Source organism: Rathayibacter sp. VKM Ac-2927 (assembly GCF_022815525.1).
In the GTDB taxonomy this organism is placed as follows: domain Bacteria; phylum Actinomycetota; class Actinomycetes; order Actinomycetales; family Microbacteriaceae; genus Rathayibacter; species Rathayibacter festucae.
The window spans coordinates 299,036-324,794 of record NZ_JALGRT010000003.1 but is presented as its reverse complement, the minus strand read 5'-3'; the positions used below and the strand labels follow the sequence as shown (position 1 = coordinate 324,794).

Below are 25,759 nucleotides of genomic sequence, written 5' to 3'. Positions count from 1 at the left end.
CGGGCTGTCGCGTCGCCCGGGCGCAGGGCGAAGGGCCGCCGTGCGCACAGCACGGCGGCCCCTCGTCGGTGCGCGGACGCTACTGCAACGTCACGGTGACCGGAGCGCTCTCGGTCACGTTGCCCGCCGCATCCGTCGCCCGGGCGGTGAGCGCGAACGTGCCCTGCACGCCCGCGGTGTCGGAGGCGAGCGACCAGGTGTCCTCGCCGGTCGCGACGCCGTCGCCGATCTCGACGCCCTCGACGAGGAACACGACTCCGGTCACGGCGACGTCGTCGGTCGCCGTGACGGTGGCGGTCGCCGGGCCGCCGAGCACGTCACCGGGCTCCGGCGCGGTGATCTCGACCTCGGGGGCGGTGGTGTCCTCCACGGGGGGCTCGGGCTCCTCGGGCGACTCGGGCTCGTCGGGCGCGGACGGGCTCGCCGTCGGTGCCGGAGCGGGGGTCGCCGGGGCGGTCGTGGGCGTCGGCGTCGGCGCGGCGCTCGGAGTCGCGGTCGCCGCCGGGGCGCTGCCGCCGCCGCGGAGGTCGACGTCGTCCCAGATGCCGGCGAGGTAGGCCGTGGTCGGCCGGGGGCTGCGCGCGTCGAGGTCGGCGGCGGTCAGCGAGCCGAGGCTCTGGTCGACCGTGAAGCCGCCCGACCGCGCCGTCTTGCCGGGCAGGTTCGTCCGCGTGTTCGTCACCGCGTCCCAGGAGGGCTGCAGCGAGCCGATGAAGGTCGAGCCGGAGGCGTCGACATTGCCGCCGCCCGAGCCCTGGATCGCGCTCAGGCTGCCGGGGCCGTTCTGCGCTCCGGCGGAACCGGCGCCGCCACGGAGGAACGGGTAGCGCTGCGCCGCGACGCTGCCGCCGACGATGAAGGCGTCGTCGAAGGCGACGTTCCGGACGCCGCCGATGATGACGGCGCTGTTGTTGGAGGCGAACACGACGGTGTCGCGGAGCGTGACCTGGCCGGTGATCCCGGAGCCCTCGATCTGCAGGGTGTCGGTGTGCGGGCGCGGCTCGCGGTTGCCGCCGTACCTCGCATCGACGTAGTAGGAGGGCGCGAAGTAGCCGCCCTCGACCAGGACGTCGCTCAGCTGGTCCGGAGCGTAGGCCTTGATCTGCGCCGAGTCGGCGTTCTTGACCGTCGAGTCTGGCTCGACGACCTCGATCAGCTCGACGTCCCGGACGGGCCGGCCCGCCGACGCGGCGAGACCGAGCCAGTTGTCGGCGATGCGGAGCCAGGCGAATGAGGCGTGCTTCGCGCCCTTGACGTCGAGCGAGTCGATGTCGAAGCGCATCAGCGTGATGCCCGTGACTCCGCGCAGCGCCCAGTCGCCGCCGGTCACCGAGCGGAAGCCGTCACGCGCGGTGATCAGGACCTTGGATGCCCCGCTGTTGGTGTAGCCGTTCAGGGCCGAGAGGTCGGCGACGCGGCCGGGGGCGACGCGGACGACCGCGCCGTTCGCGATCTGGTTCGCGGTGAGCCGGTCCAGTGCTGTGCGGATCGCCGGGCCCGAGGCCGCGACGTCCACGACGGTGGTGCCGCGGGGGAGCCCGGAGCGGATGTCGGGGGTGTCCGAGGGGTAGTGCGTGCCGTCGGGCCCGGAGGTCGTGGCGGAGACGGCGGCCGAGGCGGCCGGTGCGTCCTGGAGCACTGTCGCGCCGACGGCGATCCCGACGGCGGCGGTGATCGCGAGGATGCGGGCGAGGGCGGTCCTCGCTCGGGGGCGCGCGTGGCGCGCGGCGGGGCGGAGGGGACGGGAGGGGGACGACCTGGGGGGAGTGGCTCGTGCCATGGGGTGTCTTCCGATCGGGTCGGGCAGCGGGGGAAGGGGTGCCCGGAGCACGGCGCGGCAGGAGCCTCGAGGCGCTGAACGGTCCGGGGCTCCTGAAGGGGCCTCGGAGTCCCGCGGCGGTGCGGTCCGGGCGGTCGGTGCGGGGAGAGCAGGGCGGGTGGTGCGCGGAGGAGGATCGGGGACGGCGGCGCGTCGGAGTCGACGGGGGAGGTGGAGGCAGCGCGGCAGGAAAAGGGGAGGGGTGGCGTGCTTCCACGGCCAATGTACGGGACGTGCCCCGTCAGTGGGGCACTGGCGCTGACGCTGATTCGGGCTCTACTATGCCGCGGCCGGTGAGGGTGTGGGGACGGCGGGTCTCGATACGCCGCTGCGCGGCTACTCGACCAGCATGCGGGGGCCGCTGCGCGGCTACTCGACCAGCGTGCGGGGGGGCGCTGCGCGGCTACTCGACCAGCAGGGGGCGGGCTGCTGTGGGCCTGCGCGATCGGTGGGGACGGCGAAGGGCCGGCGCCTCGTCGCCGAGGGGCCGGCCCTTCAGGGCTGAGCGCGGGGAGCTAGCGCAGCGTCACCGTCACGGGAGCGCTCGCGGCGACGTTGCCCGCCGCGTCCGTCGCCCGGGCGGTGAGCGGGAAGGTGCCGCGCATCCCGGCGGTGCTGGTGGTCAGCGACCACGTGCTGCCGCCGGTCTTCGTGCCGTCGCCGACCTTGAGGTTGCCGAGGTAGAACGCCACGCCGGTGACGGCGGTGTCGTCGGTCGCGGTGACGGTGGCGGTGGTCGAGCCGCTGATCACGGCGCCGGCCGACGGCGAGGCGATCGCGACCTTCGGGGCGGTGGTGTCGGCGACGGGTCCGCTTCCGCCGTCCTCACCGTCGGGCGTCTCCGCGGGGAGCTCCGGGGTCTTGGTCGGCGTCGGGGTCGACGTCGGCTCGGGGGTCGCGGTCGGCTCGGGCGTCGCGGTGGGGGTCGCCGTCGGGGTCGCCGTCGGCGTCGCGGTCGGCTCCGGCGTCGCCGTGGGAGTCGCCGTCGGGGTCACGGTCGGGGTGGGCGTCGGCGTGGGCGTCGAAGTGTCGACGTCGTCCCAGATCCCGACCAGGCGGGACGTGGTCGGGCGGGGCGTCCTCGAGTCGAGCTCGTCGACGCTCATCGAGCTCAGCGTGCTGTCGAGCGTGAAGCCGCCGCGGGTCGCGGTCTTGCCCGCGATGTTCGTGACGGTGTTCGTCACGGTGTCCCACTTCGGCTGGAGCGAGCCGGCGAGGATCGAGTCGGAGGCGTCGATGTTGCCGCCTCCGGTGCCCTGGATCGCGCTGACGCTGCCCGCGCCGTTGATCGCACCGGCGTAGCCGGCACCGCCGCGCAGGAACGGGTAGCGCTTCATCGCGAGCGGGCCGCCGACGATGAACGAGTCCTCGAACGCCACGTTCCGGACGCCGCCGACGATGACGGCGCTGTTGTTGGAGGTGAACACGACCGTGTCGCGGAGGGTGATCTGGCCGGTGACGCCGCTGCCCTCGATCTGGAGGGTGTCCGTGTGCGGTCGCGCCGGGTTCGACCCGCCGTAGACGGCGTCGACGTAGTAGGAGGGCGCCAGGTAGCTGCCCTCGACCAGGACGTCGCCCATCACGTCCGGCGAGAACGCCTTGATCTGCGCGGAGTCGGCGCTCTTGACCGTCGAGTCCGGCACCACGACCTCGATCAGCTCGACGTCGCGCACCGGCACGCCCGCCGACGCGGCGAGGCCGAGCCAGTTCTTGTTGATCCGCAGCCACGCGAACGAGGCGTTCGTGGCGCCCTTCACGTCGAGCGAGTCGATGTCGAAGCGCATCAGCGTGATGCCGGTGACCGAGCGCAACGCCCAGTTGCCGCCGGTGACCGACTGGAAGCCGTCGCGGGCGGTGACCAGGACCTTCTCGCTGCCGGTGTTGCGGTAGCCGTTGAGCGCGGACAGGTCGGAGATGTGACCGGGAGCGACCCGGACGACGGCTCCCTCCGCGATCTGCGTGCGGGTGAGCGAGTCGAGGGCCTTGCGGATCGCCGCGCCCGAGGCGGCGGCGTCGACGACGGTGTAGTCCGCGACACCGGAGCGGATGTCGGGGGTGGCCGAGGGGTAGTGCGTGCCGTCCGGCCCGTGGGAGGCGCTGCCCTCCGCGGCCGACGCGGCCGGGATCGACACTCCGGTGACGCCGATCGCCACCGCGGCGGCGATCGCCAGGACGCGCAGGGCGTCCTTGGGGCGGCGGAGGAGGGGGAGAGCGGTTCTGGAGCGGGTGGTCGGGGGCATGTGGTGTCGTCCGATCGACTCGTGCTGTGCGGGGAGGGGACTGGTGCTGTGCGGGAGGTCGCCCGGTGCGCGTCGACGAGGGAGCCTCGAAGCGGGCGGCGGATCGGTGCCGCGCCGGGGAGCGGTGCCGAAGGACGCGTCGCTGCGGTCCGGGCTGTGGGGTGCGGCACTGCCGCGGTGACGCCGCCGCGGCGCGGACGCCGGAGCGGCCGTGCAGCGGGTGGTCGGGTAGGCGCTTCTCGACCCTCCCGAGGGAGGGCGAACCGCGTGCTCGCGGACCTCCGAGGGCGAACCTCCGGAGCGAGTGCCGAGCCTGTGGAAGGATTCAGGGAGCCTCCCAGCTTCGTCAGGATAGGGACTCCCTGACGAGCGACACACCACCCCGAGGGGGGTCGGAGCGGCAGACAGCCGCTCACCTTCGTCCGGCTACTCCAGAGCTCCCAGCACGACCGCCGCCGCCCGCGCGACGAGGGCGTCGTCGTAGTCCGCCTCCGGGTCGTTGCGGGAGGTCAGGACGGACAGCACGATCGGGTCGCGGCCGGGAGACGTGACGACGGCGACGTCGTTGCGGAGGCCGCCCGCTCCGCCCGACTTGTCCGCGACCGTCCAGCCCTCGGGAGCGCCCGCGCGGATCAGCGCGTCGCCGGTCGCGTTGCCGCTCATCCAGTCCAGGAGCAGCGCGCGATCCGCGCTGGGAAGGGCCTCGCCGAGTGCGACGGCGGTGAGATCGGCGGTGAACGCCGCCGGAGTCGTGGTGTTCGCGGTGCTGCCCGGGGCGATCGCGTTGAGCGCGGGCTCCTCGTCGACCACGTCGGTCGTCGTGTCGCCGAGCTGCTCGAGGGCCCGGTCGAGGGCGGCCGGTCCGCCGAGGCGGTCGAGCACCAGATTCAGCGCCGTGTTGTCGCTGCGGCGGACCGCGGCCTCGGCCAGCTGCGCCAGCGGCAGCCCGCCGTCGATGCTCTCGCCCGTGACGGGGGAGTAGCCGGCGGCCTCGACGTCGGCCGCGGTCCAGGTGACGACCTCGTCGCGCTCGTCCGCGGGGACGCTGCGCAGGAACTCCGCGGCGGCCAGGGCCTTGATGCTCGACGCGTAGGCGAAGCGCTCGTCCTGCCGGTGCAGGACCTGCCGGCCGATGCCGGTGTCGACGGCGCTGATGCCGATCCGCGCGTCGAACTCGGCCTCGAGGGCGGCGAGCTCGGCGGAGACGTCGACGGGGGCGGGTTCCGGAGACGATGCGGCGGAGATCGACGGGAGCGCCGTCGGCGGACTCGAGGTGGCGGGCCCGCTCGGCGCCGCGCACCCGGAGAGCACGAGCGCGAGGCCGGCGGCGAGGACGGGGAGGGATCGAGCGAGCGATCCGGGGCGGCGGCGGCTCACAGGACGGAGTAGACGACGACGAAGGCGAGCGCGGCCGCCGCCGTGACCGCGACGGCCGCGAGGGCGATCGGCCGGCGCGGTCGCCTCCGGATCACCGCGAGAGCGAGGAACGCCGTACCGAGGACGATCTCGAGCCACCAGTAGACCGGGCTGGTGGTGTCGGCGACGTTCTGCAGCGCCCAGACGCCCTCGCCGATCAGGACGCCGGACAGCGGGGCGACCGCGAGCACGCGCCAGGGCGTCGAGCCGTGCAGCGTCAGGGCGGCGGCGGCACCGAGGATCGGCCCGGCCGGCACGGCCAGCAGCCAGAACACGTCGGTGAAGGGCGGGGAGTAGCCGAAGCCGCGCGCGGCGGTCACCAGGTCGTAGCCCTCGAGCAGCGCCCAGAAGGTCAGGAGGCCGAGCGCCGCCGCCGCCACGGGCCGCGCGCCGCCGAGCCGCACCAGCGCGAAGACCAGCATCGACCAGCCGCCCGAGGAGTTGGCGAAGGAGTTCACCGGCCCGGGCAGCGAGCCCTGCAGGAGGCTGGTGAGCCCGCCCAGGAGCAGGCCGCCGACCAGGGCGACGAGGAGGGCGCGCGCGAGGCGCGGGCGGGACGGGGCAGGAGGCATGAGTCGATTCTCGGAGGTCGTGGGCGGCGCGGCATCGGGGATGACCCTGATCGCGGTGCTGAGTCGGACTGCGGGGGCGGGTCGGTCTCGATCCGCGCCATCAGCGCTGCTCGACCAGCAACGAGCGGGCGGGTCTGCATGCCCCCCGAGTGCGCCGCGGTTCAGTCGAGGACGGCGTAGGCCTCGAGCTCGACCAGGACGTCGGGCTCGAAGAGGAAGTCGACGCCGATGGCGGAGAGCGGCGGGAGCGGGTCCGGCAGGCCGAGCTCCTCGCGCACCTGCTCGATTCCCGCGACCCACTCGGCGAACATCTCGGGGGTGGAGCGGGTGAGGAAGAAGCGGAGCCGGACGACGTCGTCGAAGGTGGCGCCGGCTCCGGCGAGCCCCCGGGCGGTGCTGCGGAGGACCTGGGCGACCTGGCCGGCGAGATCGTCGGGGGCGAGGCGGTTCCCTGCGCCGTCGCGCGCGATCTGACCGGCGACGTGCACGTGACGGCTGCCGGTGGCGACCGCGACGTGGTCGTAGTTCACGGGCTGGAGCATGCCCTCGGGGGAGCTGGTGCTGACGGTCATGGTGTCCTTCTCTCGGGTAGGTGGTTCCTTCTGTCTACCTGGTGCACGAAGGGCACTTCAACGAGACTAGGTCGCATGGACGACACCGCGCCCGCCGCCCCGACCGCAGCAACCCCGACCGCAGCCGCCCCGACCGTGACCGAGCTGCTGCAGGTCGACGCTCCGCACCGGGAGCTGCTGGACGAGCTGCTCGACAAGTGGTCGCTGCAGGTGCTCGATCAGCTCTGCGAGCGGCCGCTGCGCTTCAACGAGCTGCGGCGGGCCGTTCCGGCGGTGGGGCAGAAGTCGCTGACCGCGACGCTGCGCCGGCTCGAGCGCAACGGGATGATCAGCCGCGTCGTCCTCGAGACCCGGCCGATCGCGGTCGAGTACCGCATCTCGCCGATCGGGGACACGCTGAACGAGCTGGTCGACGCGCTGCTGCGCTGGACCGACCGGCAGCTGCCGGCGGTGCAGGCGGCGCGGGCGCGGTACGACGGGGCGGAGCCGGCGGCGGGTGGGGGTGCGGTGGATCTCGATGCGCGCCCTGCGGGCGCTACTCGATCAGCATAAGGGGGCGCTCTGCGGATGCTGGTCGAGCAGCATGAGGGGGCGGGTCGGCGTCGTGCTGGTCGAGGAGCCGCGCAGCGGTGTATCGAGACCCGGCGTCCCTGCTCGAGCTAGGCGAGGCCGCCGTTCACGAAGAGGACCTGGCCGTTGATCCAGCGGCCGGGGCCGGCGAGGAAGGCGACGGTCTCGGCGATGTCCTCGGGCTGCCCGAGGCGCTCGAGCGGCACCGCGCCCGCGAGGCGGGCGACCTCCTCCTCCGACTTGCCGTCGAGGAAGAGGGGGGTGGCGGTCGGGCCGGGCGCGACGGCGTTGACGGTGATGTCCTTGCCGCGCAGCTCGCGGGCGAGGACGAGCGTGAGCGCCTCGACGGCCGCCTTCGACGCGACGTAGGGGCCGTAGCTCGGGAACGAGGTGCGGGTGACGCTGGTGGAGAAGGTGATGATCGCCCCGCCCGGTCGCAGGCGGGCAGCGGCGAGCTGCGCGACGACGAACGAGCCGCGGACGTTGGTGCGGTGCATCCGGTCGAGGTCCGCGAGATCGAAGGTCGCCACGGGGCCGAGGATCATGACGCCGGCGGTGTTCACCACGACGTCCAGGCCGCCGAGCGCGTCCTCCGCCTCGGTGAAGGCCGCGGCCATCGCGGCCTCGTCGGCGACGTCTCCGCCGACGACCACGGCCTCGACACCGTGCTTGCGTGCGGCAACCGCGACCTCCTCGGCGCGCTCGCGGTTGCCGGAGTAGTGCACGGCCACCGAGAGCCCGTCGCGGGCGAGCCGCTCGACCACGGCGCGGCCGATACCGCCGGACCCTCCGGTCACGAGGGCGGTGCGGGGCTGGTCCTGGGTGGTCATCGGTTCTCTCCCTGAGCTGCGGTCGTGGCGGGGACGCCGGTGTCGGCGGGGCTCAGCAGGTCCTGCATCCGGATCCGCTCGTAGAACTCGCGGCGGACCGTGTCGCCGAGCGCGAAGACGCGGGCGGCGCCGTCGTCGGCCGGGTCGATGACGACACGGAAGGGGCGCTCGCCGCGGGGCAGCCCGACGACACGGGTGATCTCGACAGCGATCTCGCGCGGGTCCGCGTCGGCCGGCGCGAGCTCGGCGAGGCGCGCCGAGACGTCGTCCATCAGGCCCGGATAGCGGTCCTCGTAGGCGGCGGCGATCTCCGCGCGCGCGGCCCGGCCGGCGTGCGCGAAGTGTTTGGTGCCCGTCGTGTACGAACCGGGGACGACGATGACGGTGTCGATCCCGAAGCGCGCGACCTCGACCGCGCAGCCGACGGCCAGCGCGTCCTCCGCCGCCTTCGCCGCGAAGTACGGCCCGAGGTACGGGGGCGTGCCGCCGCGGGAGCTGGACGAGCCGACCCAGACGAGCAGGCCGTCCTCCTGCGCGCGGAGGATCGGCAGCACCGCGTGGTTGAGCCGCTGGGTCGAGAGCACGTTGACGTCGTAGACCTCGGCGAGCTGCTCGACGGTGAACGCCTCGGTCGGCCCGAGGACCATGTGGCCGGCGTTGTGCACCACCACGTCGATCCGCTCGCACTCCTCGGCGATCCGGGCGACGGCGGCGTCGACCGACGCCTGGTCGGAGACGTCGAGCTCGACCGGGCGGAGGTCGACGCCGTGCTCACGGGCGAAGGCGCGGGCGTCCTCGGCGGCGGGAGCGTTGCGGCCGTCCATCGCCCGCATGCCCGCGTAGACGCGGTGGCCGGCGAGGGCGAGCTCGCGGACGGTCATCGCCCCGAAGCCGCTCGAGGCGCCCGAGACGATCACGACTCTCGACATGGTGGTCCTTTCCTGGGGGAGAACGGGTCGGTTCCACTCTCGGTCGGACGCGGCCGCCGCGGTGTCGTGATCCTGCGCAGGAGGAGCGCGATCCTGCGGAGTCGGTCGTCGGAGTCGCCGGGCAGCCGTTCGTGCTGGTCCAGCAGCCCGCAGGGCGGCCGGTCGTGCTGGTCGAGTAGCCGCCTCCGGCGGCGTATCGAAACCCACCATCGCCGAGACATCCGGGAGCGGGTCTCCTCCACACTCGCGATCCGACGGTGTTGTCCCCGATCAGCCGGTGGTTCCGTCCGAGCTGTCGGAGGCCCCTGCTTCACTACGCGTATGTCAGAAGATGAGATGCGGCAGCACTCGCGGAGGTGCGCGACTGCTTCACCGACGCCGCCGCCACCGAGCGCACCGCATCCCCGACGCGCCTGAGAACCGCGGAACGCATCCACCGCGGCTACCGCGTCGCGCTCACCGTCCCGGAATCATTCGCTCGCGGCACGTCCCGCAGTGAGACCCGAGACCTCGTCGAGCGCTCCATCCGCGCCGAACTCGCGGTCACGCTCGGCGTCTCCGAGCGGGAGGTCTGCCGACGGCTTGAGACCGCGCAGATGCTGATGGAGCACCTGCCGCTCACTCGCGCCCTGCTCAGGGACGCGCGGATCCTCTGGGAGGCGGGCGAGGCGATCTGTAGAACCGCAATCAACCTTCCCGAGGCCTCCCGCGCGGCCCTCGACGAGCGCGCGGCCGACGCCGTGCTCACGATGACGACGACCCAGCTGCGCCGCGCCCTGAGTCGATGGCGCGAGGAACTGCACGAGCAGCCCCTTGCCGAGCGCCACTCCCGCGCCACGCTGGACCGCGCGGTCTGGGTCACCCCGGATATCGACGGCATGGCCACGCTCTGCGTCCACGCTCCCGCGCCGGCGGTGACGGGCGCGTACGACCGGCTGCGCCGCATCGCGCGCACCCTCCGCGATGGCGGCGACCCCCGCACCCTGCAGCAGCTCAGCGCGGACGCCGCGGTCGATCTGCTCTGCGACGGCGACATCGCCGGCACCACCCCGGACCCCGAGCACCGACCCGACCCGACCTTCGTCCCCGGAGTGCGGGCCGAGGTGCGCCTCACCCTCGCCGCCTCGACCGCGGTCGGTCTCGACGACGCGCCCGCGGATCTCGACGGCTACGGCCCGGTCCCCGCGCCGATCGCCCGCGAGCTGATCCGCACCGCAGCCTCCTTCACCCGCGTCCTCACCGACTCCGATACCGGCGCGGTCGTCTCGGTGGGCCGCACCCACCGCGTCCCGCCACCGCAGATGCGCCTGCACCTGCAGCTGCGGGACCAGACCTGCCGCTTCGCCGGCTGCACCCGGCCCGCCGCGACCAGTGAGGCCGACCACACCCTCGAATGGCGCAACGGCGGCGAGACCTCCCTCGACAACCTCGTCTCTCTCTGCACCTCGCACCACCACGTCCGGCACGGGGACCAGTGGAGCTACGACAGAGTCGACGACCAGGGGACCCTCGTGTGGACGAGCCCCACCGGCCGCCGGATCAGCAACCGGCCGCCCCCACTGCCCGGGCGTCCGCCCGACCCGCCCCCTCGGCCGCACTTCGTCGATGTTCCCGCGCCGTTCTGATGGTGGGGGGATCTCGACACGCCCGCTCCGCGGGCTACTCGATCAGCATGCATCGCCCCCAGGACGTCGGTGTGAGCCTGCTCGTGCTGCAGGAACCGCACAGGGTGCGCCGGCGTGCGTCCGCACATGCTGGTCGAGTAGCGCGCAGCGCGTATCGAGACCTACGACGTGCAGAGCGGTGGATCTCGATACGCCCGCTGCGCGGGCTACTCGGTCAGCATGCATCGCCCGCAGGACGCGTCCGTGTGAGCCCGCACGCGCTGCCTGAAACGCGCGTTCGGTGCGCCGGCGTGCGTCTGCACATGCTGGTCGAGTAGCGCGCAGCGCGTATCGAGACCCACGTCGTGCAGGGCAGTGGATCTCGAGACGCCCGCTCCGCGGGCTACTCGATCAGCATGAATCGAGCGCGCAGGACGTCGGTGTGAGTCCGCACATGCTGGTCGAGGAGCCCGAAGGGCGTATCGGGACCCGCCGCGGTCAGGCAGGCACCCGCTCAGGCTGCGACACGGGGGACTCGGTGGGCACGGCGGCGGCGGCGATCGACGCCGGGTCCTCGCCGCTGCGCAGGGGGAGGAGGCGGAAGTGCTGGCGGTAGGGGCCCTTCTCCGGAGTGTTGCTGTACTTCTCCGGGCGGGTCTGCACGTCCCAGTTGCCGCCCTGGAGGCCCTCCTGGGCGGCGTCGACCCGGACGACCGTCCTCGTAGAGGCCGGTACCTCGTGCCAGTGTCGGCGGTCGGCCAGCTCGTCCGGGCTGTTCGGCTGAGCGTTGAAGAACATGCTCTCGACCGACGTGCCGCCGCCTGACGTGCCGCCGCCCGACGTGCCGCCGCCGGCCAGGACGAGCACGCCCGCGCCGCTGCCGTCGACGAGGGCGGCCCAGCGGGTATCGACCTTGTTCGCGCTGTCCTGCGGTCGGCTGTAGCGGGTCGGCTGGTCGGCCACGGCGCCGCTCCAGCGGCCGAAGAACGCCGACGCCCGGCGGTCGGCGGACGACTCGTGCAGGCCGCGGCCGTGCCAGTGCAGGGTCGAGAGCTCCGGCGCGAGCCCGAACGTGGTGCCGACGACCTGCGGGTTCGGCGTGCCCTCGACCGGCGAGAAGGTGGAGAGCACGTCGACCTGGCCCGTGCCGTGGATCGTGTAGACGATCGACTGCGGAGAGGTCGTCACCCGGCCGCTCGGCCGGAACGGCACCGCCGTGGTCACCGACCCGTCGACCGTGATGCGGACGGCGCCCGGCGTCTCCTCGACGTCGACCCGATCGATCGCCCACTCCTCGCCGACGCCGCGCCAGGGCAGCGACGGCTCCGGGCGCTCCAGCCGGATGTCCGGGATCGAGAGCTCGGGGTCGTTCGGGGTGCGCCAGAAGTTCGGCAGCAGCGGCGCGGCGAGCCGCTCGCGACCGCCGTAGCGGAGCGAGGTCAGGCGGCCGGTGGAGCGGTCGACGGTCGCGGAGAACGCGGGCCCGCGCACGACGATCGCCGTGCCCTCCTCGGTCGCGGTCACCGGCGGCAGATCCCGCGGCGCCCGGCGGCGGGCGGGCGAGGCGTCGACGGGCAGCTCGAACTGGGCGCGCGCGACGACGTGTCCCTCCTCCGCCCAGGCGGTGGGAGCGGCGAGGGCCAGCTGCACGTCGAGGCGGTACTCGCGCGCCGCGTCCTGCGCAGCCGGCTCCGGCAGCGGGTAGGGCAGCGTGACCCTCCCCTCCTCCTGCGGGCCGACGGCCCACTCCGCGCCGGGCAGCGAGCCCTGCTGCACCGGCTCGCCGTCCGCCGACACGGTCCAGTGCACGACGTAGCCGTCGAGTCCGGTGAACAGGTGCTCGTTGGCGACGAGGAGCGCGCCGGCGCGCAGATCGACCGCGGTGACGGAGACCGGCTGGTAGGCGAGCGCCGCCTCGGCCAGCTTCGGGGTCGGCGTGCGGTCGGCGAGGACGAGGCCGCTCATGTGGGCGCTCTCCTGGTTCGGCTCGTCGCCCCAGTCGCCGCCGTAGGCGAGGAACTCCTCCTCGGGCCGATCGGGGCGCGGCCAGTACAGGCCCTTGTCGGCCCAGTCCCAGAGGAAGCCGCCGGGCATCCCGCGCGGGTCCTCGCGGGCGGCCGCCCAGTACTCCTCGAGGTAGCCGGAGGTGTTGCCCTGGCTGAAGGCGTACTCGACCAGCAGGTAGGGCCGCGGATCCCGGCGCGAGCGCTCGGCGAACTGCGCGACCGGCGGGTAGAAGTCGCCGTCGAAGTCCGAGAGACCGGCCGGGACGACCCAGGTGCCGGAGCCGACGGGGTCCTGGTAGCTGACGGGGCGGGTCGGGTCGTCCTCCTTCGCCCACTCGTACATCGCCTGCAGGTTCGCGCCGACTCCGGACTCGTTGCCGATCGACCAGGCGATCACGCTGGGGTGGTTCTTGTCCCGCTCGACCATGCTGCGCATCCGCTGGAGCAGGGGAGCGCGCAGCTCCGGGCGGTCGCCGGGCAGGAAGGGCGCCCCGTCGTCGTCGATGCGGTTGATGTGCGTCTCGTTGTTCGCCTCGTCGACGAGGTAGAGCCCGTACTCGTCGGCCAGGTCGTACCAGCGCGGGTCGTTCGGGTAGTGCGAGGTGCGGACGGCCGTGATGTTGCTCTGCTTCATCAGCCGGATGTCCGCGATCATGTCGTCGCGGCTCAGCGTGCGGCCGGTGCGCGGGCTCCACTCGTGCCGGTTGACGCCGCGGAGCGAGACCACCCGGCCGTTCACGAGCAGCACGCCGTCCACGATCTCGACGCGGCGGAAGCCGACCCGCACGGCGACGCGCTCGAGGACGGCGCCGGTCGCGTCGCTCAGCTCGACGACGAGCGTGGAGAGCTCGGGCGTCTCCGCGGACCAGAGTCGCGGGGATGAGACGGGGATGCTCGCCAGGCTCGCCGCGCGGCCGTCGGCGTCGAGAGCGACCGTCCGGCTCTGCTCGCCGACCTCCGCCGCACCCGGCGCGGTGCCGTCGAACAGCCGTGCGCGGAGCTCGAGACCGGCCGCGGACGCTCCGGGGCGCGCGTCGACCGCGACCGAGACCTCGACCGACCCGGCGGTGAACGTGTCATCGAGCGGGGTGCGCACCGTGACGTCGCGGATCATCGCCGCCGCGCGCGAGAGCAGCCGCACGCTCCGGAAGATCCCGGAGAGGCGGACGTTGTCCTGGTTCTCGAGGTAGGAGCCCGTGCACCAGCGGTGCACCTCGACCGCGAGGACGTTCGAGCCGGCCCGCACGTGCTCCGTGACCTCGAACTCGCCCGTCGTGTAGCTGTCCTCCCGGTAGCCGAGGCGCTGCCCGTTGAGCCAGACCGAGTATGCCGACTCCACGCCGTCGAACTGGAGGAAGGTGCGGCGCTCGGCCCAGCCGTCCGGCAGCTCGAAGGCGGTGCGGTACTGGCCGACCGGGTTGTAGAGGGTCGGCGCGTTCGGGTAGTCGCCGCGCGGGTCCGGCTGCTCGTGCCGCCCGTTCGCGCCGGTCCACGGCAGCACGACATTGGTGCCGATCGGGAAGTCGTAGCCGTGCAGCTGCCAGCTGGCGGGGACCGGGACGGTCGGCCACGCCGAGTCGTCCCAGTCCTCGGCCGCGAAGCCGTCCAGGCGGGCGGCCGGGTTCGGCGCCCAGTGGAAGCGCCAGTCGCCGTCGAGGCTGTGCGCGAGCGGCGTGCTCGCACGGTCGCCCTCCAGTGCGGCGTCAAGCGTGGCGAAGGGAGTGAGCACGGCGTGCGCCGGCTCCGTGCCCCACTCGAACACGTCGGGGTCGTTCCACTCCTGGGCGAGGGTCATGCGGTGCTCCTTGGGGTGCGTCGTGCGGAAGGCGTGCGGTGCCGCGCGCCGGGCGCCGGGCGCGGCGTGCGTCGTACTGCGTGCGGCGTGCTGCGCGGTGACAGCGGAGTCCCCTCCCGCCGCCCGGGTCGCGGGCGAGGGGAGGGGACGGGTGAGCCGCTACTGGTCGTAGGCGCTCTGCCAGATCTCGGCGTAGCGGTCCGCGCCGAGGCTGGTCAGGGCGTCGAGGTAGGACTGCCAGTCGGCGTCGCTCGCGGGGTCGCGGACCCCGGTGACGAACTCGGCGGTCGCCGTCGCGACGCTGCTCTCGACGTTGGCGGTGAGGGTGGAGAGCTCGCTGGCGTCCTCGGAGGGGACCCAGATGTTCCAGTAGGGGAACATCGCGTCGGACTCCTTGCCGGCGTACTGGTCGGTCGCCTCGAACAGGCGGCGCTCGAAGCCCGCCTCGGTGTAGATGTCGAGCGGCTGGACCTGGCTGGCGCGGAACTCGGCCGTGTCGAACACCTGGGCCATCGGGCCCCAGTTGCCGTTGTAGTCGGCCTCGTTCGACTCGTCCATCTTGGTGTCGACGAGGGACGGCTCGAGGCTCTGGTCGAGCGCGATCTCGCCCTCCTCGGGGGCGCGCCAGCCGATGCCCTCCTCGCCGAACTCACCGCGGACGTGGCCCTCGGGCGAGAAGAGGTAGTCCATCATCTCGACGATGACCTTCTGCTCCACCTCGTCGGCCGCCTTGGTCACGACGAAGGTCGCACCGGGGACGCTCGGGAGCAGGAAGGTGGCGTTCTGGCCGCCGGGGCCCGTCAGCGGCGGGAGCAGGTCGTACTGCGTGTCGCGCCCGTCCTCCTGGCCGATGGTCACGGCGAAGCCGGGGTGGATGGCGGTGAAGCCGCCGATGAGCACGCCCTGCGCCGCGTTGCCGGTCGCGGTCATCTGGTCGCCGCCCTGCGAGAAGGTGGCGGGGTCGATCAGGCCGGCGTCCCACAGCTTGCGGAGGAACTTCAGGCCGTCGCGCCAGCCGTCCTGCATGGTCTGCAGCTGCACGGTGTCGCCGTCGAGTCCGAGCGAGACGGGCTGCCCGTTCGCGCCGGAGCCGGTGTTGAACGCGTTGTAGATGAAGGCGTTCATGATGTACGGCACCAGCGACTGCTGGGTGCTGCCGGTCAGCGGGATCTCGTCCGCCTGGCCGTTGCCGTTCGGGTCCTGGGTCTTGAAGGCCTGCATCACCGCGAAGAACTCGTCGGGCGTGGTGGGAGCGGCGAGGCCGAGGGTGTCGAGCCAGTCGGTGTTGATCCAGAACTTGTAGGGGTAGGAGCAGTGGTAGCAGTCGTTCCACTGCGGCAGGCCCCAGATCTTCCCGTCCGGGGTCTCGGTGAGCTCCTTGAAGCCCGGCTCCGCGTCGAGGGCCGCCTTGATGTTCGGGCCGTTCTCGTCGATGAGGTCGTTGAGCTGCACGAGCAGGCCCTGGTCGCCGTAGCGCTGGAGCTCGGCGCGGCTGAACTGCGAGGCCCACGGGACGAGCATGTACGCCTCGGGCAGATCGCCGCCGGCGAGCGAGATCTGCCGCGCCTCGGCCGCCTCGGACGCACCGTACGAGGTGGTCTCGAACTGGATGTCGACGTCGAACTTGTCCTCGAGGACCTTCGTGAACGAGTTGGTGTTCAGGTCGATCTGCGCGCCCTGCTCGCCGAAGATCCGGATGACCTTGCGGTCGGCCTCCGGGCTCTCGCCGGTGCAGCCGGTGAGCCCGATGATCGCGGTGGTGAGGACGGCGCCGAGGAGGAGGTGCTTCCTCCGCGCGGCGACTCTGCCGTGCTGTGTGCGAGAGAACAAGGTGTTTCCTTCCATGGGTGAGAGAGCCGCGGGGGAGTTCCGCGCGACCGGGGGGAGTCGGCCCTGTGCGGGCCGGGCTCGGAGTGCTCAGCCCTTGACGGCGCCGAGCATGATGCCCTTGTTGAAGTACCGGGCGACGAAGGGGTAGAGGATCATCACCGGGACCGTCGAGATGACGATCAGCGAGTACTTGAGGAGATCCGCGAGCTGCTGGCGCTCGATCTGCGCGGCCGCGTCCATGCCCGGTGTCGCCTGATTGAGGATCAGGACGTTCCGCAGTACGAGCTGCAGCGGATAGAGGCTCGGATCGCGGAGATAGAGCAGGGCGTCGAAGTAGGAGTTCCACTGGTAGATCGCGTACATCAGCGCGACCACCGCGAGCAGCGGCTTCGAGAGCGGGAGCACGATCGTCCAGAGGAAGCGCAGATCGCTCGCGCCGTCCAGCTGCGCCGCCTCGTACAGCTCGTCCGGGATGGAGGAGCGGAAGAAGACGACCGCGATGATCACCTGCCAGACGCCGACGGCCTGGGGGAGGATCAGCGCCCAGCGGGTGTCGAGCAGGCCGAGCTGCTGCACCACCAGATAGGTGGGGATGATGCCGCCGGCGAAGAGCATCGTGAAGATGACGCCGAGGGTGATCCCGCCGCGGCCCCAGAAGTCCTTCCGCGAGAGCGGATAGGCGATCGCGACGGTCAGCGCGAGGCTGACGAAGGTGCCGGCGGCCGTGTAGAAGAGCGAGTTGGCGAAGCCGGTGACGATCGTCGAGTCGCCGAGGGCGCGCTCGTAGCCCTCGAGGGTGAAGTCGATCGGCCAGAAGCTCACCCGGCCGGACGAGACGGCCAGCGGCGAGCTGAACGAGCTGGCCAGGATGTAGAGCAGCGGCAGGAGGACTGCGAGCAGGAACGTCGTGAGCAGGACGTAGACGGCGATCATGAAGACGCGGTCGACCATCGGGTCCTTGATCCGGGTCGCGCGCTGCCGGCGACGCGGCGGCCGGGCGGCCTCGCCGTCCTCGTGAGCGGTGGTCGATGGCGTGTCGAGTGCGGTCACCAGAGCCCCTGTCCCGTGATCCGCTTCGCGAGCGCGTTGACGCCCAGGAGCAGGACCAGATTGATCATTCCGTTGAAGAGCCCGATGGCCGCGGCCTGACTGAAGTCGGCGTTGAGCAGACCCACTTTGTAGACGTAGGTGGGGATGATCTCGGACTGCGAGAGATTGAGGGAGTTCTGCAGGAGGAAGGCCTTCTCGAATCCGATCGCCATCACATTGCCGACGCCGAGGATCAGGATGGTGATCGCCGTGGGCATGATGCCCGGGATGTCGACGTGCCAGATCTTCTGCAGCCGGCTCGCGCCGTCCATCCGGGCGGCCTCGTAGAGCGAGGTGTCGATGGAGGAGAGGGCCGCGAGATAGAGGACCGCGGAATAGCCGGTCGTCTGCCAGACGTCGCTGAAGACGTAGATGTGCCGGAAGAAGTCCGGGTCGCCGAGGAAGTCGATCGCCCCGAGTCCGAAGAACGACGTGACGTCGCTCACCGGGCCGAGCTTGGGCGAGAGGAACAGGATCGTCATCGAGATCACGACGACCGTGGAGATGAAGTACGGCGCGTAGGTGACCATCTGCACGGTCCGCTGGAAGAAGCGCAGCCGCACCTCGTTCAGGGCCAGCGCGAGCAGGATCGGGAACGGGAAGCCGGCCAGCACCACGTAGGCGGAGAGCAGGAAGGTGTTCTTCAGCAGCGTCCAGAAGATCGGGTTCGAGAAGAACCGCTCGAAGTGCTTGAAGCCCACCCACGGGCTGCCCCAGACGCCGTCGATGACGTTGTAGTCCTTGAACGCGATGATCGCGTTCGACATCGGCACGTACTTGAAGACGATGAAGTAGAGCAGCGGCGGCAGGATCAGCAGGTAGAGCTGCCAGTGCCGCCGGAAGCTGCGCCGGGCGGCGCGGAAGCCGCGGGCGTTCGAGCGGCCACGGATCGACGCCGGGCCGCCGGGGACGGGCGCCTCCGGGCCGGGGGCGCCGGGCACGGTCGAGCCGGGGACGGTGGTCCCGGGCGCGCCGGTCAGCGGCATCACCATGCCGTGCCGACCGGTGTCGGGAGGAGGGGCGGACGGGTCGCCGTGCAGGCGTCGCGTGCCCCAGGTCGGGTCGTCATGTCGAGAGCATCCAATCGCCGGTGATTCGGAACGAGGACGAGACTAAGCAGCCGATAACACCCGTGTCAATAAGAAAACGAAACGTTTCGTGTACTTCTCGATCGGCGCCCGGAAAAGACGGGCGCGATGATTCTTTCGAAATTCGGAGAAGGCGTTGTTGCGAAAGTTCCGGCTATTCTTGCGAAAGCGAGTGATGGCCGATCTGCGTTAGTCCGATGACTCCGAGAACGGCCATGTCTGCGCCATCCATGCTGGTCGAGCAGCGCGCAGGGCGTATCGGGACCCGGGCTCCGGCGGACGGTGGATCTACTTGGAAGAGACGCCCGCGCACATGCTGGTCGAGTAGCCCCGCAGGGGCGTATCGAGACCCACCCACCGCGAGGACGTCGGTCTCTTCCCCGCCTTGTGCTGGCGCCGAAGGCGCCCCCTCCGCTCGATACGCCCGCTGCGCGGGCTACTCGATCAACACGGCCGGGGCTCCTCGATCAGCAGGCGGCCGCCGCTGCGCGGGCTACGCCGGCGGCTGCTCCGGCATCGCCGCCGTGCCCGTGGCGCGCAGGCGCTCCTTGACGAGCTCCGGGAAGAGGGGGCGGCCGTAGAAGTAGCCCTGGGCCCGGTCGGCATGCAGGCTCGTCAGCAGCTCGTGAGCGGAGGTCGTCTCGACGCCCTCGACGATCGTGTGCATGTCGAGGTCCGAGACCAGGTTGATGATCGAGCGGAGGATCGTCGCGTGCCGGGGGTTCTCCTCGTCGGCGAGGAAGACGCGGTCGATCTTGACGATGCTCAGCGGCACCGTCAGCAGCGCCGCAGCGGCCGCGTGCTCCTGGCCGTAGTCATCGAGCGCGATCGCGATGCCGTCCGCGGTGAGGGCGCGGACCCGCTCGATGACGGCCTCGTCGACGTGCCCGATCGAGCCCTCCGTCAGCTCGAGGCAGAGCTGGATGCCCTGCTCGGCGGTGCGATGTGCGCAGATCACCTCGGTGACGCCGTCGTGCATCAGCTGCTCCGCCTCGATGTTGACGCTGAGGAACGTGACCGACGGATCGATCGCACGGAACTCGATCATGCAGGCCACCGCCTGGTCGACGATCTGCACCGTCAGCTCGTCCAGCAGGCCCAGCGAGCGCGCGATGTCGACGAGCGTGATCGGGCTCAGCGCCGTGCCGTCGGTCCGGGTGTAGCGGGCCAGCGCCTCGAAGCCGACGATACGCCGCTCGGCGACGTCGATCACCGGCTGGAAGGCGACCCGCACCGTCCCGTCGGCGACCGCGGTGCGGACCTCGGCGACGAGATCCAGCTCCTTCGACTCGGCCTCCTGCACCGCCGCCTCCTGCGCCGCCTCGCCCTTGCGCTCCTTCTTCGTCTCGTACATCCGCTCGTCCGCCTCCTGCATCACCCGGTCGAATGAGCCGCCGTCGACAGCGACCGGGGCGCCGATGCTGATGCGGGGGTGGAGCTCGGCGTCGCCGACGACCAGGGGCCGCTCGACGGCGCGCGAAATGCGGAGCGCGACGGCCCCGGCGGTGACCGAGTCCAGGAGGACGGCGAACTCGTCGCCGCCGATGCGCGCGACCACGTCGTCCCCGCGCACGCTCTCGCGGATGCGACGGGCGACCTCCTGCAGGACGGTGTTGCCCGTCGAGTGGCCGTGGGTGTCGTTGACGGCCTTGAAGTCGTCGAGATCCATGAACAGCACCGCCCGCTCCTCCTGGTCGCTGATCGCCGCGAACTCCTCGTACAGACCGCGGAGGTTGCTGAGACCGGTGACCGAGTCGGTCGTGGCCTGATCGCGCAGCACGCGGGTGCTGCGGCGATCGTAGAGGGCCTGGGTCGCGATGTGCGCGAGGGCGAGGAGGGTGCGGTGCTCGAGGGTGGTGAAGCCGCCGGAGTCGGGGCGCCGCGTCAGGACCACGTGCCGCAGGCCCAGACCGGGCGTGGCGATCGGCGCCGACAGCTCGAACGCGCGCCCGGGAGTGGCGGAGATCCGCGTGCTCGCTGACGGGATCGCCGTGCGAGCCGCCCGCTCGAGCGTCTCGAAGATCGCCTCCTGGTCGCCCCACGGCAGAGCCAGCGCCGCCTCGATCAGGCCGTTCAGCTTGCGCTCGATCCGGGCGCGGCGGAGGTACTGGCTGACGACGGCGACCGCCAGCGCGACGATCAGGAGCGTGTTCGCCGAGCGGATCTCGAGGCCGGCGCCGAGATCGATGCGCTCGACGCCGGCGGAGAGGTGCGCGCCGTAGGCGAGGGCCACCAGCACGATGTTGAGGCCGAGGGCGAGCAGCACCCGGCCGGGCCGCAGCGCCGGCCGCGGCACGTCGCTGACGTCGGCCAGGGTCAGCCAGGCCTGCAGGTACTCGGCTCCGATCGAGAGCAGTCCGTAGGCCAGCACCGCCGGCACCGCCGCGAGGACCGGCCACCAGCCCGTCTGCGGGAAGAGGGAGAGGACGAGCAGGAAAGCCCCGCCCGACAGCGCGGCGAGTCCGGTCCAGTAGACGACGGCGGCCCAGGGGCGCCGCGAGATCACCTGGAAGAGCGCGATCGCGAGCACCCAGAGCAGCAGCGCCTGGACGCGCGGCACGTCCTGGGCCAGGAAGGCGAGCACCGAGACGCCGACCCCGAAGGTGACCGTGCCGATGCCGGAGGCGAGTTCGAGCCGGAACGACGCCGTGATCCACATCGCGGCGAGCAGCACCAGGAACGCCAGCCACAGCCCCGGGAGCGCCGGTGCGTGCGGGACGAGCAGGACCAGCGTCAGGAGGAGGCCCGCGCCGCCGACGCCGAGCCGCAGCGCGCGCACCGAGCGCGGTCCGCTGCGCTCCGAGAGCACCTCGGGCACCATCACGGGCTCCTCGGCTCGCGCCGCGGAGAGTCCCGCCGCCGTGTCGCTCATGCGTCGGCCACCCCCTTCACACCGCATCGGCCGCCTGGAGACCCGGCGCGTGACCACCTTGGCAGAGACGCGGAGCCCCCGCCCGCGCCAGGAGGCGGGGCTGCAGGCCGCACTGCTGAGGGCGGTGGGTCTCGAGACGCCCCTGCGGGGCTACTCGACCAGCATGAAGGGGCACGCGCATCCGCGGGTGCGTGTGCATGCGGATCGAGTAGCCCGAAGGGCGTATCGAGATCCGCCGCGTCAGGAGCCGGGTCTGCAGGCCGCACTGCTGAGGACGCCGGGTCTCGATACGCCCCTCTCGGGGCTACTCGACCAGCATGAATGGAGGCACGCCCATCCAACGGTGCGGATGCATGCTGATCGAGTAGCCGCGCAGCGGGCGTATCGAGATCCACCCGCGTCAGGAGCGGGGTCCGCAGGCCGCACTGCTGAGGACGGTGGGTCTCCGGGCCGGTCGGTCAGTCCTCCGCGGCGAGGACCCGCACGTCCCACGGGCCGAGCTCGAGCTCGGTGCCGGCGGGCAGCTCGGCTCCGGTCAGCACGTCGGTGGCGGCAGCCGGCAGCGGGTACACCGAGGGCTCCCAGGACCAGTTGTGCACGAAGCGGATCCGCTCGCCGTGGCGGTTGGTCGCGCTGGTGACCGTCTGCGACGCGGTCGCGCGGCGCCATCCCGACGCGGCGTCGCCGAAGGCCCAGGACATCAGGGCCCGCGCCAGCTCGAGGTCCGGCACGGTGCCGACGGTCGTGACCCGGCCCGCGCCGTGCGCGCGCGTCGTCACGGCGGCGAACCGGCCGTGGTGCGGGTGGACGTAGCGGACCAGCACCTCGGCGTCGTCGGGCTGCAGGCCGTCGGCCCAGAGGGTCGCCGTCGCGCCGGCCGGCAGCGGGAAGCCCGACTCCGCGACGACCGGCAGCGGGACCGCGAGGTTCGCGAACTCGTCGTAGTGCACGCCCGCGGCTTCGTCGAGGAACGCCGGCTTGCGCTGCAGCCGGGCCCGCGCCTCCTCGTCCTCGTAGCCGGTGCGCACGCCCACGACCAGGTGCCCGCCCGCTGCCGCGTACGCCTCCAGCCACTGCAGCTGCGCGTCGTCGGCGATGGTGAACGCCGCGGCGACCAGCACGGGATGAGCGGCGGCGAACGCGGCGGGCGTCGTCCCGGTCAGCTGCGAGGGGTGCACCGAGTTCGACTGCAGCCCCGCGTCGAAGGCGCCGCGCGCGAAGGAGTCGAAGACGGTCTGGAAGGTGCGCGTCGACGCGACGGGCACGCCGCGGGCGGCGCCGGTGCCGTGCGCCGAATCACTGAACGAGGGGTACTCCTCGAGTGCCCACTTGCTCTCGTTCGAGAACAGGATCGCCACATCGGAGTCGGGGGTCAGCTCGGTCACCCGATCGCCGGCGGCAGCGAAGTCGGCACCCAGCGCGGCGATCTGCTCGTAGACCCGGCCCGGCTCCTGCGAGTGCGGCAGGATCCCGCCCCAGTAGGTCTCGGCACCGTGGTGCAGCGTGTGCCAGTGCCAGTACTCGATCATCGTCGCGCCCCGCGAGACCAGAGCCCAGGCGGCCTGGCGCCACTGCCCGTCGTAGCCGGGCTCGTTCGACCACGGCATGCCGATCGCCTGCGCGTCGGTCTCGGTCACCAGGAACGGCGCCTGCTTCGATCCGTACATGCGGTCCGCGGTGGCGTACAGCGCCCAGGTGCCCGAGGTCGTCCAGTGCTGATCGAACACCCGCGCGTCCGGCAGCTCGAGCCCGTCCTGCATCCGGTAGTAGGGATTGCCGGCGGCGATGTCGAGGGAGCGCACGAGCTCCTCGTCCTGCACCGTCCTGCGCTCGTAGGAGATGCAGGTGGTGACGAACTGGTCGTCGCGGCCGGCCCGCGCGGTGATCTCCCGGACCATGTCGGCCTGCCAGCCGATGAAGTCCGTGGTCAGCGAGGCCTGGAAGCGGCGCCAGGCCAGGTCGTACTGCGGCTGCTGATTGGCGTCCGGGGTCCAGAGGTCGGCCCAGGTCGACAGGCGGTGCGACCAGTAGGTGAGCCCCCACTCGTCGTTCAGCGTCTCGACGGTGCCGTAGCGCGCGCGCAGGTGGTCGACGAAGCGCTGGAAGACCTGCCGGTTGTGGAAGATCTCGTTGCCGGGCTCGTTGTCGACCTGGAAGCCGATCACCGCGGGATGCGCGGCGTAGCGCTCGACGATCCTCCGGATGAGCCGCTCGGCGTGGAAGAGGAAGGCCGGGTGCGAGTAGTCGATCTCCTGCCGGGCTCCCCAGCCCATCGGCCGACCGCTCGAGCGCTCGACGTTGATCTCGGGGTACAGCCGCGCGAGCCACATCGGCGCCGCGTAGGTCGGCGTGCCCAGCACGACCGCGATGCCGTGCTCGTGGGCCGCGTCGAGCACCGGCTGCAGCCAGTCGAGCGCGAAGACGCCGTTCTCGGGCTCCCAGGTCGACCAGACCGACTCGCCGACGCGGACGACCGTGAAGCCCGCGGCCTTCATCAGCCGGAAGTCCTCGGCGAGGTCGCGGCGGCCCAGCCGGGAGGTCGGCTGGTACTCGTGGTAGTAGGCCGCGCCGAACAGGATGCGGTCGGTGAGGTGCTGCATGGGAGGGCCTTTCGGACGTTCGGAAGAGGAGTGGCGGAGGAGGGCGATGGGGGTGTCAGCCCTTGACGGCGCCCGCGGTCAGCCCGTCGAGCAGCTGCTTGCGCAGCAGGAAGAACACCAGGATCGTCGGCACCGAGGCGAGGACCGCGCCCGCCAGGACGAGGTCGTAGGAGCGGTTCTCCGACGCGAAGAGGATGTTCAGGCCCAGCGGGATCGTGTATTGCGACGAGTCCGAGAGCAGTACGAGCGGCCAGAGGAAGCTGTTGTAGCTCTGCAGGAAGCCCCAGACGCCCAGCGCTCCGAGGGAGGGGCGCAGCAGCGGCAGCACCACGCGCCAGAAGGTGCCGAACTCGCTGTTGCCGTCGATCCGGGCCGCCTCGATGATCTCGTCCGGGATCGACTGGACGATGAACTGCTGCATCATGAAGATCCCGAACGCGGGGGCGACCCACGGCACGATCAGCGCGAACCACGGGTTCGAGAGCCCCGCCTTCACGATCAGGATGAACAGCGGCACCAGGATCACGACGAACGGCACCGACAGCGACGAGAACATGATCGTGAAGAGCACCTTCTTGCCGCGGAAGGCGAACTTCGCGAAGCCGTAGCCGGCCATGGCGCAGACGAAGACCGAGACCGCGGTCGCGAGCAGCGAGGTGCCGACGCTCATGCCGAACCAGGCCCAGAAGGGCTGCGTGGTCAGCAGGTTGACGTAGTTGTCGGTGGTCGCGGGGTTCGGGACGAGCGACGGGGGAGTGGAGAAGATGTCGCCGCGGTTCTTGAACGAGCCGCTCAGCGCCCACAGCAGCGGGAACACGAAGACGAGCAGCAGGGCCGAGAGGGTGACGTAGAGCAGTCCGCGGCGGGCGCGCTCACCGCCGCTCGCCCGGCGCTGCCTCCGCGGGATGCGGCGCTCCGGAGCGTCCGCGGTGACGATTCCCGTGGTGGCGGTCATGAGGTTCTCCCGATGGCGAGGGCGCGGTTGAGGATCTGGCTGACGGCGAAGACGAGCCCGAAGAGCACGACTCCGGCCGCGGCGGCGTAGCCGAACTGCTGGCGTTCGAACGCGGCGCGGTAGATGAACATCGAGACGGAGAGGGTCGCCTCGCCCGGTCCGCCCCGCGTGAGCAGGTACGGCTCGTCGAAGAGCTGGGCGGCGCTGATGAAGGAGGTGACGACGACGAACGCGGTCACCGGGCGGATCGCGGGGAGCGTGACGGTGCGGAACTTCGCGAGCACGCCGGCGCCGTCGAGCTCGGCCGCCTCGTACAGCTCCTTCGGCACGGCCTGCAGTGCGGCGAGGAAGAAGATCGTCAGGTAGCCGACCGTGCGCCAGAGCAGGACGAAGCCGATCGCGACCTTGGCCAGCGTCGGGTCGCCGAGCCAGTCGATGTCGCCGAATCCGAAGACCGCGCGGATCAGCGAGTTCAGGAGTCCGTAGCTGCGGTCGAAGATCAGGCTGTAGATCAGCGCGATGACGATCGGCGAGAGCACCATCGGGATGAAGAAGGTGAGCCGGAAGAGGTCGCGCGCCTTGAGCCCGCGGGCGTTCAGGCCCTGCGCGATCAGCAGCGAGCACGGCACGATGACGAACACCGCGATGAGCGTGTAGATCAGCGTGTTCACCAGCGCGGCGCCGAAGCTCGTGTCGCCGAGCAGGTTGCCGTAGTTGGCCAGCCCGACGAACTCGGGGGAGCCGAGGCCGACCCACTCCGTGAGGCTCAGGTAGATCGCCGCACCGACCGGGACGATCATGAACAGCGCGTAGAGCAGGTAGAACGGCGCGATGAAGAGGTACGGGGCCCGGCCGCCGGAGGTGTTCAGGCGCTTCCGCTTCGCGGCGCGCCGGGCCTCGAGCGGTGAGCCGCCGCGGCCGTCCTGAGCGGAGGCGGGCGCCCCGGCCGTGGTGAGAGTCGACATCATCGAT

Annotated in this window: 17 protein-coding genes; 2 read left to right on the top strand and 15 right to left on the bottom strand. The window is 71.8% G+C overall.

All coding sequences use genetic code 11. The features are described from left to right. Nucleotides 1-79: 79 nt before the first annotated feature. The 5 genes from MT353_RS10665 to MT353_RS10640 form a co-directional block, all read right to left on the bottom strand. Complete coding sequence (locus MT353_RS10665) at nt 80-1,780, bottom strand: Ig-like domain-containing protein (protein ID WP_279400667.1); 1,701 nt, start codon at nt 1,778-1,780, stop codon at nt 80-82. 554 nt (nt 1,781-2,334) lie between these two features. Then, complete coding sequence (locus MT353_RS10655; protein WP_243624374.1) at nt 2,335-4,059, bottom strand: Ig-like domain-containing protein; 1,725 nt, start codon at nt 4,057-4,059, stop codon at nt 2,335-2,337. 426 nt (nt 4,060-4,485) lie between these two features. Next, nucleotides 4,486-5,436: a class A beta-lactamase gene (gene bla / locus MT353_RS10650; protein WP_243624373.1), complete on the bottom strand. Its 951-nt coding sequence runs from the start codon at nt 5,434-5,436 to the stop codon at nt 4,486-4,488. Further along, nucleotides 5,433-6,047 carry a DUF6518 family protein gene (locus MT353_RS10645; protein WP_243624372.1) on the bottom strand — a complete coding sequence of 205 codons (615 nt, stop codon included), beginning with the start codon at nt 6,045-6,047 and terminating at the stop codon, nt 5,433-5,435. Before MT353_RS10645 ends, bla begins: the two co-directional genes overlap by 4 nt. Nucleotides 6,048-6,208: 161 nt before the next feature. Further along, entirely contained in the window at nt 6,209-6,619 is a 411-nt protein-coding gene (locus MT353_RS10640) for a Rid family hydrolase (RefSeq protein ID WP_243600218.1), read from the bottom strand. Nucleotides 6,620-6,694: 75 nt separating this feature from the next. On the opposite strand from MT353_RS10640, the gene MT353_RS10635 reads away from it, so the two are divergent. Next, nucleotides 6,695-7,171 carry a helix-turn-helix domain-containing protein gene (locus MT353_RS10635; RefSeq protein ID WP_243624371.1) on the top strand — a complete coding sequence of 159 codons (477 nt, stop codon included), beginning with the start codon at nt 6,695-6,697 and terminating at the stop codon, nt 7,169-7,171. A gap of 107 nt (nt 7,172-7,278) precedes the next feature. Here MT353_RS10635 and MT353_RS10630 read toward each other — a convergent pair whose 3' ends face one another. Together MT353_RS10630 and MT353_RS10625 are read right to left on the bottom strand one after the other, a co-directional pair. After that, nucleotides 7,279-8,019: an SDR family oxidoreductase gene (locus MT353_RS10630; protein WP_243624370.1), complete on the bottom strand. Its 741-nt coding sequence runs from the start codon at nt 8,017-8,019 to the stop codon at nt 7,279-7,281. Then, complete coding sequence (locus tag MT353_RS10625) at nt 8,016-8,948, bottom strand: SDR family NAD(P)-dependent oxidoreductase (protein WP_243624369.1); 933 nt, start codon at nt 8,946-8,948, stop codon at nt 8,016-8,018. The genes MT353_RS10630 and MT353_RS10625 overlap by 4 nt, the downstream gene beginning before the upstream one ends. 356 nt (nt 8,949-9,304) lie before the next feature. Here MT353_RS10625 and MT353_RS10620 point away from each other — a divergent pair, with 356 nt between their 5' ends. Continuing rightward, complete coding sequence (locus MT353_RS10620; protein WP_243624368.1) at nt 9,305-10,573, top strand: HNH endonuclease signature motif containing protein; 1,269 nt, start codon at nt 9,305-9,307, stop codon at nt 10,571-10,573. A 477-nt stretch (nt 10,574-11,050) separates the two neighbouring features. Here the strand turns inward: MT353_RS10620 and MT353_RS10615 are convergent, their stop codons facing one another. The 8 genes from MT353_RS10615 to MT353_RS10580 form a co-directional block, all read right to left on the bottom strand. Further along, the gene (locus MT353_RS10615) at nt 11,051-14,353 is read right to left on the bottom strand and encodes a glycoside hydrolase family 2 TIM barrel-domain containing protein (RefSeq protein ID WP_243624367.1); all 3,303 of its coding nucleotides are present in this window, start codon (nt 14,351-14,353) and stop codon (nt 11,051-11,053) included. Nucleotides 14,354-14,512: 159 nt separating this feature from the next. After that, complete coding sequence (locus tag MT353_RS10610; protein ID WP_243600212.1) at nt 14,513-16,183, bottom strand: extracellular solute-binding protein; 1,671 nt, start codon at nt 16,181-16,183, stop codon at nt 14,513-14,515. 87 nt (nt 16,184-16,270) lie between these two features. Then, a complete protein-coding gene (locus MT353_RS10605; protein ID WP_243586899.1) occupies nt 16,271-17,233 on the bottom strand; it encodes a carbohydrate ABC transporter permease in 963 nt (320 codons plus the stop codon). Beyond that, nucleotides 17,230-18,264, bottom strand: coding sequence for a sugar ABC transporter permease (locus MT353_RS10600; RefSeq protein WP_243600210.1), 1,035 nt, complete (start codon nt 18,262-18,264; stop codon nt 17,230-17,232). The genes MT353_RS10605 and MT353_RS10600 overlap by 4 nt, the downstream gene beginning before the upstream one ends. A 589-nt stretch (nt 18,265-18,853) precedes the next feature. Further along, nucleotides 18,854-21,232, bottom strand: coding sequence for a bifunctional diguanylate cyclase/phosphodiesterase (locus MT353_RS10595; protein WP_243624366.1), 2,379 nt, complete (start codon nt 21,230-21,232; stop codon nt 18,854-18,856). Between the two features lie 458 nt (nt 21,233-21,690). Beyond that, nucleotides 21,691-23,832 (bottom strand): beta-galactosidase, encoded by a 2,142-nt coding sequence (locus tag MT353_RS10590; RefSeq protein ID WP_243624365.1) that lies wholly within the window; start codon nt 23,830-23,832, stop codon nt 21,691-21,693. 55 nt (nt 23,833-23,887) lie between these two features. Beyond that, complete coding sequence (locus MT353_RS10585; protein ID WP_123703850.1) at nt 23,888-24,787, bottom strand: carbohydrate ABC transporter permease; 900 nt, start codon at nt 24,785-24,787, stop codon at nt 23,888-23,890. Then, the gene (locus tag MT353_RS10580; protein ID WP_243624364.1) at nt 24,784-25,752 is read right to left on the bottom strand and encodes a carbohydrate ABC transporter permease; all 969 of its coding nucleotides are present in this window, start codon (nt 25,750-25,752) and stop codon (nt 24,784-24,786) included. The genes MT353_RS10585 and MT353_RS10580 overlap by 4 nt, the downstream gene beginning before the upstream one ends. Nucleotides 25,753-25,759: the final 7 nt, after the last annotated feature.